The 14308-nt window shown below is 68.9% G+C and carries 12 protein-coding genes; 10 read left to right on the top strand and 2 right to left on the bottom strand.

Going from position 1 to position 14308, the window contains the following annotated elements; genetic code table 11:
- Positions 1-97: 97 nt before the first annotated feature.
- The 7 genes from OG607_RS45345 (at position 98) to OG607_RS45375 (ending at position 8600) form a co-directional block, all read left to right on the top strand.
- Positions 98-799 (top strand): transposase, encoded by a 702-nt coding sequence (locus OG607_RS45345; protein WP_405717127.1) that lies wholly within the window; start codon positions 98-100, stop codon positions 797-799.
- A gap of 367 nt (positions 800-1166) precedes the next feature.
- Positions 1167-2576, top strand: a complete 1410-nt coding sequence (locus OG607_RS45350) for a formylglycine-generating enzyme family protein (RefSeq protein ID WP_405717125.1) — start codon at positions 1167-1169, stop codon at positions 2574-2576.
- Complete coding sequence (locus OG607_RS45355) at positions 2573-3352, top strand: phytanoyl-CoA dioxygenase family protein (RefSeq protein WP_405717122.1); 780 nt, start codon at positions 2573-2575, stop codon at positions 3350-3352. The genes OG607_RS45350 and OG607_RS45355 overlap by 4 nt, the downstream gene beginning before the upstream one ends.
- Positions 3349-4764: a formylglycine-generating enzyme family protein gene (locus tag OG607_RS45360; protein ID WP_405717120.1), complete on the top strand. Its 1416-nt coding sequence runs from the start codon at positions 3349-3351 to the stop codon at positions 4762-4764. Before OG607_RS45355 ends, OG607_RS45360 begins: the two co-directional genes overlap by 4 nt.
- A 4-nt stretch (positions 4765-4768) precedes the next feature.
- Positions 4769-6043 (top strand): MFS transporter, encoded by a 1275-nt coding sequence (locus tag OG607_RS45365; RefSeq protein ID WP_405717117.1) that lies wholly within the window; start codon positions 4769-4771, stop codon positions 6041-6043.
- Positions 6044-6201: 158 nt separating this feature from the next.
- Entirely contained in the window at positions 6202-6699 is a 498-nt protein-coding gene (locus OG607_RS45370; protein ID WP_405717114.1) for a pyridoxamine 5'-phosphate oxidase family protein, read from the top strand.
- Between the two features lie 149 nt (positions 6700-6848).
- Entirely contained in the window at positions 6849-8600 is a 1752-nt protein-coding gene (locus OG607_RS45375; protein WP_405717111.1) for an FAD-dependent monooxygenase, read from the top strand.
- A 205-nt stretch (positions 8601-8805) separates the two neighbouring features.
- Here OG607_RS45375 and hemG read toward each other — a convergent pair whose 3' ends face one another.
- Positions 8806-10287, bottom strand: coding sequence for a protoporphyrinogen oxidase (hemG, locus tag OG607_RS45380; protein WP_405717108.1), 1482 nt, complete (start codon positions 10285-10287; stop codon positions 8806-8808).
- A 353-nt stretch (positions 10288-10640) separates the two neighbouring features.
- Between hemG and OG607_RS45385 the strand changes: the two genes are divergently transcribed.
- Together OG607_RS45385 and OG607_RS45390 are read left to right on the top strand one after the other, a co-directional pair.
- Complete coding sequence (locus OG607_RS45385) at positions 10641-11369, top strand: SDR family oxidoreductase (RefSeq protein ID WP_405717106.1); 729 nt, start codon at positions 10641-10643, stop codon at positions 11367-11369.
- 104 nt (positions 11370-11473) lie between these two features.
- A complete protein-coding gene (locus tag OG607_RS45390; protein WP_405717104.1) occupies positions 11474-12352 on the top strand; it encodes an NmrA/HSCARG family protein in 879 nt (292 codons plus the stop codon).
- Between the two features lie 31 nt (positions 12353-12383).
- Here the strand turns inward: OG607_RS45390 and OG607_RS45395 are convergent, their stop codons facing one another.
- Complete coding sequence (locus OG607_RS45395; protein WP_405717101.1) at positions 12384-13001, bottom strand: DsbA family protein; 618 nt, start codon at positions 12999-13001, stop codon at positions 12384-12386.
- Between the two features lie 221 nt (positions 13002-13222).
- Here OG607_RS45395 and OG607_RS45400 point away from each other — a divergent pair, with 221 nt between their 5' ends.
- Positions 13223-14251 (top strand): methyltransferase, encoded by a 1029-nt coding sequence (locus OG607_RS45400; protein ID WP_405717098.1) that lies wholly within the window; start codon positions 13223-13225, stop codon positions 14249-14251.
- Positions 14252-14308 lie beyond the last annotated feature (57 nt).

The following is a 14308-nucleotide window of genomic DNA, read 5'->3' on the forward strand; positions in this document are numbered from 1 at the left end:
CGTGCGGACCGATGCGCTCAGTCCTGTCGGCTGCGGGATCGACATGAAACGGACGCGCGGAATCAGATGCGCGACGCGCCCGGTGACTCGGCGTCGAATGGGCAACAGGGCCGAGGCCAAGGGCAAACCGCGCAAGGACGCGGACCTCGCCGAGATCACCGGCATGCTCGACCTGACCGGCTGGCCCGACGGGATGCGGGTGATCGTGCGCCGCGAGCCGATCCACCCCAAGTACGCACGCGAGCTCAAGCCGCACGAGAAGAAGACCGGCTACCACTACCAGGCCATCGCCACCAACACCGAGGGCGGACAGCTTCAGTTCCTCGACGCCCGGGCCCGCTCGCACACTCACGTCGAGGCCGGCATCCACCGGAGCAAGGCCCTCTCGCTGAACCTGATGCCCTCCAAGAGCTTCGCGATCAACCAGGCCCGGTGCACCCTCCTTGCCCTGGCCATCGACCTCGCCCGCTGGTTCCAACTCCTCGCCGTCCAAGGGAAACTCGCCCGCGCCGAACCCGCCACCCTGCGCAACCGGCTCCTCGACGCTCCCGCGAAACTCACCGCACACGCCCGCCGACGCGAACTCAAACTCGACCCCGACCGGCCCGCCACCGCTCACGTCCCTCCATGCCTGGAACGCGGTCCAGGCCCTGACCGACCCCGACTGACCGCCTCCCGATCGCCCCAAGATCCGGAAGGAGGAGACCCGCAGGACCCCCGGCCCGTGGAAGCCGACGACCACCCGCGACGACACACCTCAACGCCCGGCAGACCACCTCGGGCCGGCGCGCGCACGTGAATGATCGAGGCCAGGATGGTGGCGCCTGAACCTGCCGTTCAACTGTCGAATTCGCGCAGTTGAACAAGGTGGATCGGCTCGATCAACCACGCGAAAAATCCGTGAACTTGACAGAGCGGAGCGCTCAACGGGAACGTTAATGTCCTCGGTTATCGATACATCCCGAGGAGGTGAAAAAGATGAAGACGCTTCGCCAGTGGAACGCTCTGCGCTCGCAGCGCAAGGGTGGTGTCCGTCCGGCCGGTACGCACTTCAAGTGGGCTGCCTGATCGGTCAATCTCTTTTCCTGTGGAGGGTCATATGGCCCTCCACAGGAGGGGTTCCGGGCCGTAGAAATCTATGACCATGGTAATCGAGGTGGAATCCAGTGCATCGATGGAGTTATGAGTGCTTTGCCGTCGACCAGAAGACCTTGAGTGGGCTTGTGGATCGTTTTATGGCCCCCGAGTCAGGGCGGAAATTGCGCGATCCGTTGACCGATGGGGAACGCGCCGAACTGCGTGAGGAGATCGCGGGACTGCGGCATCCCAGGGTCATTGACGAACTCTGTGCGCTGGCGGCGACTCACCCTGGTGCGGATGTCCGCTTGTCGGTGCTTGAGGGGGTCGAGCCGTTCCTGGCCACTCATCCCGCGACGCGGGAGTTCTTGGTCTGGCTGCTCGGCGATGACGAGGACTTCGTCGTGTTCTCTGCCGCGAAGATCGCCGGCCGGCATGGCATCGGCGAGGCCTATGACGAACTGGTGCACATCACCGGACCGGCCGAGGCCGGTTTGTTCCGCAGCACCAAACCGGTAGGCATCGGCGCCGCCATCGTGGCCAAGGCGATGGACCAGATACTGGGTGCCGAGGATCGTGCGGCCCGCCTGGAACTCGAGCGGGAGCACGCTGAGACCGGGAAGCTGCCGCGGGGAACCGCACTGGGTGAGCACTGGGACTACGACCCGGAGAACCTGCCACGTCCTGTCCCCGACGGCATGGTGCGCATCCCGGCGTCGGAGTTCGTCGTCGGAATTGGCATGAACGACGTCGTTCATCCGCTGTATGACGTGGATGACGCGGTCCCCAGGCAGCGACGCTACTTGCCCGAGTTCCTCATCGACCGGTACCCGGTGACCAATCGGCAGTACGACGAGTGGGCACAGAGCCCAGCGGCCGCCGAGCACGACCTCTGCCACCCCGATGAGCCTGAGGACAAAGATCACCGCCGCGGGATCGTCGGGGATACCCGGTTCGGCCCCGACCACCCCGCGACCGGTGTCGACTGGTTCGACGCCCATGCCTACCTCGCTCACCTCGGCAAAAGGCTGCCGACCGAGCTGGAGTGGGAAAAGGCGGCACGGGGCGAGAGCGGATCTTTCTATCCATGGGGTGACGATTTCGACCCGGACGCCTTGCGGTGGTTCGGCGCGTCGTTCGGTGTGCCGCAGAGCCTGGAACACTGGCGCGACACCCTGAGCACCTTCGACGAGAAGACTCCCGAGGTCACCACGGTCCCGGTCGGTTCCCACCCCAAGAACGTCAGTTGTTACGGGGTCGCGGATCTGGTCGGAAACTGCTGGGAGTGGACGGACACCAACTTCTTCACCCGCGACCGGATGAAGCCGATGATCTCCGGTCGGCCCCGTACCGAGTGGGCGACGGCCGAGGAGACCTCGGTGGTCATCCGTGGCGGTGCGTGGACCTCTATGCGGGAGCAGGTCACGACGTTCTTCCGAGGCAAGGATCTCTTCACGGACCGGCATAACGAGATCGGATTCAGAGGAGTGATCCGGTGAGTGCGACGCAGCGCGTTCCGCGGTTCCGGTACGACGGAACGGTGACGGAGGAACAACGCGCCTTCTACGAGCAGTACGGGTTCGTGATCTACCGGGGTGTGTTCGACGCGCAGGACGTCGAGGTCATCCAACGCGATGCCGAGCGGCTGGAACGCGACACGCTCGACGGGAAAGTACCGGCCGAGCATCGCGATCGGGTGATCAAGCCGTCGTACGACGAGAAGGGCCGGGCGACCCTGCACCGGCTGCCCTATTTCACGCTGCACAGTGCGCACACTCGAGAGCTGATCGAACGACGGAAGCTGGATGCACTCGGCCCCGGTCTGCTTGGACGGCCGACGTGGCGGTTCGAGGACGCCATCGACGGAGCCGTGTGGCAGATGAAACGGGGCAAGCGAAGCTCGTACAGCGCGTTGGACTGGCACCTCGACTTTCCGCACGATCTCCCGGTGACACCGCTGGTGAACGTGGGCATCTACCTCGATGCCGCCACCATGCGCAACGGCTGCCTGGTGCTCGTGCCCGGATCCCACCGGTATCCGCCACGGCGGCTGGAGGCCGTGAGTCTTCCGCTCGAAGCCGAGGCGGGTGACGTCATTTGCCACACCTACAACATCCTCCACCGTTCTGGGCCGGTGCTGGACGACACCAGCCGGGCGACGCTGTACGTGTACTACTCCGCGGGGCAGAAGCCCTCGGCGGGCACGGAGTACAGCCACCGGGCGGGCGAGGATTTCGCGAAAATGATCACCGGAGCGGAGGTCGGCGCGCGATGACCACGACCGAGCAGTTCTCCCTCGAGCCTGTCACCCCGGAAGTTCCGTTCGAGGTCATGCGGATCGCCGGCTGGACCGAGGGGACGGCGCAGGAGCGCGACGCCCTGCTCCGCGGCTATCTGCGCACACTGGAGCGGTTCACCGACCCCCAACTGCTCGGGGAGTATCTGGCAGTCGGCCTGCTGCACGAAACGCCCGAGATACGTCGGCAAACCCTGGCGGCCGCCGTACGGCTCTGCCCGGACGTGGCGGCCGAGGCCATCGGGTGGGCGCTGGCCGACCCGGACGAGACCGTGCGGGGGCCCGCACTCGCGTCCCTGGCCGGGAATCCGTCCCTCCTGTCGGCAGGCGGCTCATCGGCACTCGACGCCCTGCTGGCCGTGCTCGGCCGGTCGCCGGAGCAGATCGCCGCGGGCGTCGGCAACTATGTGACGGTGGCGGACGCGCACGCACTTGCCTCGGCACAAACGCTGCTCGCCGATACGGCACTGGCCGACGTGGTCCTGGGCGATCTGCCTGTCCCGCTGTCGGCCGACCGGTTGCCCAGTCGGCTCTCCCGGGGCGGGATGCGGCACATCCCGTCCGGACGGCTGTGTCGCGGGACGCACCCCGGCCAGGAACGCTCCTGGGGTGACCCGGCCGAGCCGACGGTGGGTGAGGTCGTTGTGGAGGGCTTCTACTTGGACACCTGTCCGGTCACCAATGACGAGTACGACGAGTTCGTCGCCGATGTCGGTGTGCGGGGCCACCTGTGGTGCCATCCGGACGAGCCGAGGAACACCGATCACACACGCTCCACCGTCGACGATCCGCGCTGTGCCGGCGATCACCCGGTGACCGGGGTCAGTTGGTACGACGCGGTGGCCTACGCCGACTGGTGCGGCAAGCGGCTGCCCACCGAGGACGAATGGGAGCGGGCCGCGCGGGGGGACAACCATCGTCGTTACCCCTGGGGTGCGCAGTTCCGGCCGGATCTGGTGCGGGGCCTGCACTCGGTCCTCGCGTGGGACGGTACGAGCGACCTGGACCGCCGGGCGTGGCTGCATCGGCTCGCGGACCTGCACATCGGAGAACTGTCCGCGCTGACCGGCCCGGTGAATGACCTGCCGGGCAACGAGTCCCCGTTCGGGGTCCGGGACATGTGCGGCAATGTATGGGAGTGGACGTCTTCCCGGTTCCTGGACGGCCTCCCGATCGAGCCGCGCTTCGGCACGATGGATCCGGGCGACCTGTGGGGTGAGTGGTCGGCCGAGGTCAGTGTGCGCGGCGGGGCGTGGAGCTCTCCTCCCGCGCTGCTCACCGCGGTGAGCCGGGCAGGAAAGACGTTGGTGACCCGAAGCCCGGAGATCGGGTTCCGCTGTGCGGTGAGCGAGTCCGAGGCGCGGAGGCATAACCAAAATGCAGCGAATTGAGCGGATGCTGCCCAAGAGCTACACCCGCTGTCTCGCCAACCCGGACTTCCGTCGGCTGCAGCCCGGCTTCTTGGTCTCCTTCCTCGGCGACGGCATGAGCTTCGTCGGTGTGACGTGGCTGGCCATCGAACTTGCCGCCCCGGCCGACCGGTCCATGGTGGTAGCGCTGGCCGTCGCTGCATACAGCCTCCCTGCCGTGATCGGCTCGCTCACGCTGGGACGCTGGCTGAGCGGACGCAACGCCAGGAGCCTGATCCTGGCGAACTCGCTCCTGCGCGGGGCCGTGTTCGCACTGATCCCGGCGCTGTACTGGATGGGGCTGCTGGACGCCCCGACCTACATCGTCCTGCTCGCGTTCTCCTCGGTCCTGCATGTCTGGGGGACCGCCGGTCGGCAGACGTTCGTCGCCGAGACCCTGCCGGCACAGGACCGCCTGGCCGGTCACTCGCTGGTGGGCAGCCAGGAGCAGTTGTCGTACATCGCTGGACCACCGCTGGCCGGTCTGGTGTCGGCAGCCTTCGGGCCGGCCGCGGTGCTGGCCGGTGACGCGGTCAGCTATCTGTACCTTGCCCGCGTGACGGCCCGGGTGCGCGGCGACAGCACGGTCGGCAGCCGTCCCGCGATCCCGTTGCGGCGCAGCGGCAGGACCCTCGCCCGCCACCGGGACTTGATGGGCCTGCTCGCGCTCACGTTCGTGTTCTACCTGCTGTACGGGCCGATCGAGGTGGCGGTCCCGATTTTCGTGGTGGAGCGGATGGGCGCAGATCCCACCGTGCTGGGGTGGATCTGGGGTGCGTTCGGTATCGGCGCAGTGATCGGGGCGCTGCTTGCTGGATCGCTGCGGCGGCTACCGCTGTGGCCGACCGTGCTGGCCATCGTGGCTGGTTGGGGGCTGGCGATCCTCCCCTTCGCACAGTTCGGCACGCTCGCCGCGGGAATCGCGGGCTTCGGCCTCGGCGGGCTGATCTACGCGCCGTACGGGCCGGTGACGATCACTTTGTTGCAGCGGAAGGCGCCCGTCGAGGAGCTGGTGAGCCTCAGTGCCTTCCGCAGCGCGATCCTGGTGATCGCGACTCCGCTGGGCGCGGTGCTCGGCGGGCTCCTGGTCGGCGCGTTCGGGGCAGCGGGCACGATTCGCATTTCCGGCCTGGCCACCGTCGGCCTCGCTGTCCTGGGCGTGATCTTGATCCTGCTGGTACCGCCGCACCGACACCGCGGGGCGCCGGAGGAACCCCAGGAACCCCAGGTGTCCGACCGACGGCACGTCGATCAGGCCTGAGCGGCCGTTGGTGTGCCTGCGTACCACGGTGAGCGACCTCGCACGGTTCACCCGCCCTTGAGTCGGGAGCACGACAAACCCATATCAGGTTGCGAGGTCAGCGCACGGCGCCGTGACCTCGGCATCGTCATTCTCGGCGCCGGAGACAAGGACCTGTGATGAAACTCGGGCATGACGAGATGCGAAGCCGGTTCGAGCGGGCGCGGGCCGTCCGGGTGGCCACGCTCGACGAGCGCGGATGTGCCCATGTGGTGCCGGTCATTTTCGTGGTTGACGGTGACGTCTTCTACTCACCGACCGACAAGCCGAAAGGCCGAAATCCCCGGCCCAAGCGGCTGCGCAACCTGGACCACGATCAGCGGGTCACGATCCTGGCCGACTGCTACGACGAGGACTGGCTCAAGGCATGGTGGGTACGGCTGCGCGGCACCGGCCGGGTGGTCGGCGAGAGCCCTGAGCGCACGCATGCGCTCGGCCTGCTGGATCGCAAGTACGGGCAGTTCGATGGTCCCCGGTACCTCAAGGACGGCGGACCGGTGCTGGCGGTTGACGTCAAGGACTGGCTCGGCTGGGCGTACAGCGATCGTTCCGCACAGGCTGCGGACGTCGGCCGTCGGCGGCCGTGGCGTGACCGGTTGCGTCGGCGCTCGGGGTGACCCGGCGTGTTTCCGGTGCTCGCTGAGTCAGCGTCCGCTGCGATGTCGCCGTCGGCGACATCGCGGATTCCACCCGTGCTTGACCGGAGCTGAAGGGGGACTTGCCAGGCTGCCTGAGCGAGGCATCCGTCGTTTCTGGAAGGGCGAACATGGAAGCAATCGAAGTTCCGGTCCTGATCGTGGGTGGCGGCGGATGTGGTCTGTCCGCCTCTGTTTTCCTGTCCGACCAGGGCGTCGATCATCTGCTGGTGGAGCGGCACGCGGACACGTCGAGGGTGCCGAAGGCGCACTACCTCAATCAGCGCACGATGGAGATCTTCCGCCAGCACGGGATCCGCGATGACGTCCTCGCGGAGGCGGCGCCGCTGGACAAGTTCGGCAAGGTGCGCTGGGCGACCACGTTCGCTGGTGACGGGCCGCTGGACGCTCGCCAGATCCATGAGATGGACGCCTTCGGCGGTGGCGAACTGACGGAGCGCTACGGGGCGGCCGGGCCGGAACTGCCCTCGAAGCTGCCGCAGATGTGGCTGGAGCCGATCCTGCGTCGTCACGCGGAGCAGCGCAGTCCGGGGCGGATCCTCTTCGGCCACGAGGTGATCGACTTCTCCGACGAGGGCGACCACGTCGTCGCCGAGGTGCGCAACGTCGAGACCGGCGAGGTCATCACGGTCAAGGCGCAGTACCTCCTCGGCGCCGATGGCGGCCGCTTCGTCGGCTCCAAGGTCGGCATCGAGATGCAAGGCCCGCCCGGCAACGTCAACACGACGACCGTGTACTTCTCCGCGGACCTGTCGCAGTGGTGGGAGGAGGGCACGCTCATCACGCACTACCTCAGCCCGGAGGACCCCGACCTCTCCGTCAACCTCATCGAGATGGGTCCGAGCTGGGGCAAGGCCTGCGAGCAGTGGGGCCTGCACATGGCCCCCGGCCCGGCCGGCCGCTGGGACAACGAGACGGTCGTCGACCGCATCCGTGAAGTGCTGAAGGTGCCGGATCTGGAAGTGACCGTGCACAAGATCACGGACTGGATCGTGAACGCGATCCTCGCCGACAAGTACCGGGTCGGCCGGGTGCTGATCGCGGGCGACGCCGCGCACAAGCAGCCGCCCGCCGTGGGCCTCGGCCTCAACACCGGCATCCAGGACGCGCACAACATCGCCTGGAAGCTGGCCGCGGTACTGACCGGCAGCGCGCCCGAGAGCCTGATCGACACCTACGAGTCCGAGCGCCGGCCCGTAGGCCGCGAGAACGTCGACTGGGCGGTCTCCGCCGCTCAGCACCACCAGGTGGTCATCGACGCCATCGGCGGCGGCCACAACATCCCGGCGGGGCGCCGCGGGCAGCGTCTGGCGGCGTACTTCGACCCGTCCCCGCTCGGCGACACCGTGCGGGCGCGGGCCCTGGAGATATTCGACACCCACCGCGGCGGCTGCCAGTCGTTCGAGATGGAGATCGGCTTCGCCTACGAGGAGGGCGCGGTCATCCCCGACGGCACCGAGCGCCCGGCCCGCGTCCCCATGCGCGACGAGCACACGCCGACGTCGCGCCCCGGCCACCGGCTGCCGCACGCCTGGATCACCCGGGACGGCGAGCGCCTGTCCACCCTCGACCTGACGGGCAGGACCGGCTTCACGCTGATCACCGGCCCGGAGGGGACGGCGTGGAGCGAGGCGGCCGCGCGCGTGGCGGCGAAGTTCTCCGTCCGGATCAACGCGGTTCGCATCGGCGACGGCGCCGAGTACGCCGACGTGGACGGCGGTTGGGAGGCCGTCCGGCAGATCACCGGTGGCGGCGCGCTCCTGATCCGTCCCGACCAGCACGTGGCCTGGCGCAGCACCGGCGCCGGCGAGGACGCGGAGCAGGCGCTGACGGAGGTCTTCGCCACGATCCTGGACCGCTGATGCGGTCAGGGATCCGATCGGAGATCCGATCCCTGACCGGATCTTCTGGGTTCCGCGACGAAGACCGCCCGTTCCGCGACGCGGAACGGGCGGGACGAGAAGGGGCCGTGCCCGGGCACGGCCCCTTCCGTGCGCCCGTAAGCCGGCGCACTCATGCCGATTCCACCGGAGTGACCACTTCGGGGTCACTCCAGTGGAATCGGGCTCACACTCCGGCTGCGACCGGGGCGGCGGCCGCCGCCTTCTTCACGACGGGGAGGATCTGGTCGACGGCCCTGCGCGAGGTCATCATGCAGACACCGACGCCCACGCCGTCGTACACCGCACCGCACACCGCGAGTCCGGGCTGGGTCGCCACGGTCTCTCGGATCCGCCGCACCCGGTCCACGTGGCCGACGGTGTACTGCGGCAGGGCGCTCTCCCAGCGGCTCACGCGGGACGCCACCGGGACACCGGTCACGCCGGTGGCCTCGGCGAGCTCGGCCGTCGCCAGCGCGACCAGGTCGGCGTCGTCGAACTGGAGCAGGCGATCCTCGCCGAACCGTCCGAGCGAGCAGCGCACGATCTCCACCTCGCCCGCCAGGTGCGGCCACTTCACCGTGGTGAACGTGACCTCCTTGACGGCCTTCCCCTCCTCCGCCGGCACCCGGTAGCCGGCGTAGCCGCGGCCCGAGAGCCCATTGGGGAACGCCGTGCGCGGGTAGGCGAGCGTCACCATGGCCACGCTGGAGTACGGCACCTCGGAGAGCGCCGAGACAGCGGAGGACGTACCCGGGACCCCGGCGAGCAGGCTGCCCGTCGGGCCGGCCGGGGTGGCGATGATGACCGCGTCGGCGTCGATGACCTCCGAGCCGGTGGCCGACCCCACGGTCACCTGCCAGCGGTCACCCTTGCGCGTCAGGTCCCGGACGGGGGTCCCGGTGCGCAGGGCCGTGTCCGGCGCGGCGTCCAGCACCTGCTGGACGATCGCCGCGGGCAGCGTGCCGAAGCCGCCCTCGAGGGTGGCGACGCTCACCGGCGGGGGCTTCTCGCCCTCCTGCAGGGGCGGCACCAGCGAGCCGGCCGCGTCCGCGAGCGAGATGTGATCGCGGGACGCCCTCGCCAGCGGGGTCAGGGTGGCTTCGAACGAGAGGTCCGAGGCACGCCCGGCGAACACACCGGCGAGGAACGGCTCGACGAGGCGGTCCACGACCTCCTGGCCGAACCGCCCGCCGACGAAGGACGCGACCGAGATGTCGCCATTCAGGTCGAACGAGGGCAGCACGAGGTCCTGCTGCGCCCGCTCCAGGCCCTCGGCGGACAGCACCCCGGACCGGGCGAGGCCGTCGATGTCACAGGGCACACCCATGAACTGACGGTCGGGCTGGTGCCTGATCGTGCCCCCGGTCCAGATCGCCGACGCGGTGACGGGGCCCGCCGACATAATCTGCTCGCCGAGTCCCGCCTCCTTGATCAGGCCGGTGGTCTTCCTGCGGTTGGCGTACAGCGACTCGGCGCCCTCGTCGACCGCGACTCCTGCCACGTCGGAGACCAGCAGCTTTCCGCCCAGCCGGGTCGAGGCCTCGAGGAGCGTCACGCGCACCGGCTCGTTCCGCAGGTGGAACGCCGCCGCCAGTCCCGAGATCCCGCCACCGACGATGACCACGTGGGGCTTGCCGCTCGCCCGAGCCTGTTCGCTCCCAGTCATTCCACCAGCTCCTTCATGGTTACGGTGTCGTAAGGCCCGTACGGTCGGCGCCGAGACAGGCCGTGGGCAGTCTGGCCGAGCGCCCCGGACCCCGGGTGGAGGGCGCCTTGAAGGCGGGCCGGTCTTTCGCGATTGCTCGCCGGTCGGCTGTTCGACCGCGGGCTTTCGGCGTTTGAACAGGGTCGTTCGACGGCAACATCGGAGGTGCCCGGGCATTTGCGTTTCGTACCGTGAACGTATTAATTCATTGCTTAAAAACCGGGCGCACGATGTTCCGCTCGCCGCCTCCGCGTATCCGGCGAAGTGGCGTTCCGGAGGCAGTGGAACCTGGACCCCTCACGAAAGGGAAAAACGTGCCGTTCGAGAAGGTCGCGCTCATCACGGGCGCCAACAAGGGCATCGGATTCGCCATTGCGCGGCAACTCGGCGAGCAGCGGATCACCGTTCTCATCGGCGCCCGGGACGAGGTGCTCGGCAAGCAGGCCGCCGACGCGCTGGCAGACGAAGGCGTCACGGCCGTGCCGCTCCGGCTCGACGTGACGGACCCGGCCTCCGTGGGGGAGGCGGCCCGCGAGATCGAGCGGCGGTTCGGGCGCCTGGACATCCTGGTGAACAACGCCGGCATCGCGGGCGGCTTCACCGGGACGCCCAGTGAGGCGACCGCCGTCGACCTGCGGGAGGTCTTCGAGACCAATGTGTTCGGGGTGGTCACCGTGACCCACACGATGCTGCCGCTGCTGCGCCGTTCCCCTGCCGGCCGCATCGTCAACCTGTCCAGTCACGTGGGCTCGCTGACCCTGGCCTCGGCTCCGAGCGGTCCTCTGGCGGGCCTCAGCATGATCGCCTACCAGTCCTCGAAGACCGCCCTGAACGCGGTGACGCTCGCGTACGCGAAGGAGCTGCGGGAGACCCCGATCAAGGTCAACGCGGCGCTCCCCGGAGTGGTGGCGACCGACATCAACCACAACCGCGGGTTCCGGTCCCCCGCCGAGGGCGCGGAGATCGCCGTCCGGCTCGCCACGCTGGACGAGGCCGGCCCGTCGGGCCAGTGCCTGTCCGACGACGGCCCCGTTCCGTGGTAGCGCGCAACGTCACCATCCCGCGAAGGACCTCGGCCGTTCGCGGCCATCACACCTGACAGCCGGGCCGGACGAGGCCTGACGGGCACACGACATGGAGGCAGACAGTGGCGGTTGCAGAGACGATCCTGGTGACGGGCGGCACCGGCCGGCAGGGCGGGGCGGTCGCCCGCGACCTGCTGCGGCGCGGTTTCTCCGTGCGCGCCCTGGTCCGCGACCCGCAGAAGGCGCAGGCGCGGGCGCTGGAGGAGGCGGGCGCGGTCCTCGTCCGCGGTGACATGGACGACGAGGCGTCGCTGGCGGCGGCGACGGAGGGTGTGTACGGGGTCTTCAGCGTGCAGACCTTCCGCGGCCCCGGCGGCGTCGAGGCCGAGATCCGCCAGGGCAAGGCGGTGGCCGACGCCGCGGTGCGGGCCGGGGTGAAGCACTTCGTCTACAGCTCGGTCGGCGGTGCGGACCGGGACACCCGCGTCCCGCACTTCGAGAGCAAGCTGGTGGGCGAGCAGTACCTGGCGACGCTCGACCTGCCGGCCACGGTGCTGCGGCCGTCGATGTTCCACGACATCCTCCTCGACATCGCCCCGCGCGCGAGGCAGGGCGAGCTCGTCCTGGCCATGTGGCTCGACCCCGGGACCTCGGTGCAGGTCATGGCGACGAGCGACATCGGCGCCTTCGCCGCGGACGCCTTCGAGAACCCGCAGGAATGGATCGGCCGGACGGTCGACATCGCCAGCGACGAGCTGACCGGGCCGCAGATGGCCGCGGCGTTCGAGGCCGTCTCCGGCATCCCGACCCGCTTCCAGCAGCTGCCCATCGAGCCGCTGCGCGCGGGTCGCCCGGACCTGGCCAACATGTTCGACTGGTTCGAGCGTGACGGTTTCCAGGCCGACCTGACCGAACTGCGCAAGAACAGGCCGAACCTGGTCTCCGTGGAGGCGTGGCTGAAGGACAACTGGACCGCCCCGGCGGTCGCGGCCCGCGGCTGACGCCCGGGCCGGCCGTGGTGGACGCCGGGGCTCAGACGAAGATCGGGTTCCGGGTCCGGGTGCGCTTGAGCTCGAAGAACCCGTCGGTCCCGGCCACCGCGAGCACGCCGTCCCAGAGCTTCACCGCGGCCTCCCCCCGCGGTGTGGGCGTCACCACGGGTCCGAAGAAGGCCACGTCCCCCACGGCGACGACGGGGGTGCCCACATCGGTGCCGACGCGGGCGATGCCGTCGTGGTGCGAAGCACACACCGCGCTGTCGAACGCGTCGGACCCGGCCGCGTCGGCCAGCGCGGGATCGAGGCCCGATGCGGCCAGGGCCGCCTCGTAAGTGGCCCGCTCCCTGGGCGCCTTCCCGAGGTGGAACCGGGTGCCGAGTTCGGTGTAGAGCCGGCGCAGCGCCCCGGGTCCGTACGTGTGCTCGGCGGCGGCGCAGACCCGTACCGGCTCCATTCGCAGGGCCAGGTCACGGTGCCAGCGCTCGTCCAGGTCCGCGCGCCCCTCGTTGAGCAGCGTCAGGCTCATGATGTGCCAGCGGATCTCCAGGGGCCGTCGCTCCGCGACCTCAAGGACCCACCGGGATGTCATCCACGCCCAGGGGCAGGTCGGGTCGAACCAGAAATCCACCGGGGTCGGGGTGTCGTGGGCCAACGTCGGCCTCCTCAAGGCGATTGCGAGTTCGCGGTCGGCACAGCCTGACAAGCGGGGTCGGATTCCCGGTCGAGTGTTAGTGGAGGTGGGCTCCGTTCAAACGCGAGAATTCCCCGGTTGAACATGCTTGTCAATAGTGTGAGAAACTTGGTCGGTTGCGGCGGAGAGAAGCGTCGAATTATCGTCCGGAATCCGAGAAAAGACACTCTGAGGGGAAAGCGATGTCCGCTTCGGCCGAGGTCCGCGACCAGTCGGATTCTTACGCGCTGCTCGAATTGATTCAGGGTGCCGTCATCACCCAGGCGATCTCCGTCGCAGCCCGGCTCGGCATCGCCGACGTGCTCGCCGACGCGCCGCTGTCCGCCGAGGACATCGCACTGCGGGTCGAAGCCGACCCGCGGGCGACCCACCGGATCCTGCGCGCGCTGTCCGGCCACGGAGTCTTCGCGGTCCGTCCGGACGGGCGGTACGAGAACACGGCGCTGTCCGGCAAGCTCCGCGAGGACGCCCAGGACTCGATGCGGAAGTTCGCCCAGCTGATGAGCCACCCCCTGCTGCACGAGGAGTGGGGTCACCTGCTCACCACCGTGCAGACCGGCGAGGCCAACCTGCCCAAGCTGCGCGGCATGAGCACGCTGGACTTCTTCCACGCGAACCACGCCTACGCCGCCGCGTTCTTCCAGGCGTTCGGCAAGGTCTCGGAGTCGGAGACCGACCCGGTCCTGGCCGCCTACGACTTCTCCCGGTTCCGCACCGTCGTGGACGTCATCGGCGGCCGCGGCTACCTCCTGGCGGGGGTCCTCCAGCAGGCGCCGAACGCCAGGGGCGTGCTGTACGACTTCGAGATCGCGACCGTGGACTCGGCCTCGCTCTTCGAGGAGGCCGGCGTCGCGGACCGCTGCACCGTCGAGCACGGCGGCTACCTCGGCAAGCTGCCGAAGGGCGGTGATGCGTACCTGTTCAAGCGCATCATCCACAACTTCTCCGAGGAGGACGCCCTGACCGCCCTGCGCAACGCACGCGAGGCGATCGGCCCCGACGGCAAGCTGCTCTGCATCGAGTACCTGCTCCCCGAGAACAACGAGCGCCACATCGGCCACACCATCGACCTCTGGCTGATGCTGATGATCGGTTCCCAGGACCGCACCCTCGCGCAGTACACCGAGCTGTTCGGCAGGGCGGGCTTCAAGATCGCCAGGGTGATCCCCACCGCGTCACCGATCTCGATCATCGAGGCGATCCCGGTCTGACGGCCCTGTCCGACGTCCTCTCACCTTCCAGCGCACCGCTATCACACAGGAGAACTC

This window comes from Streptomyces sp. NBC_01537 (genome assembly GCF_045040445.1).
Lineage (GTDB): Bacteria > Actinomycetota > Actinomycetes > Streptomycetales > Streptomycetaceae > Actinacidiphila.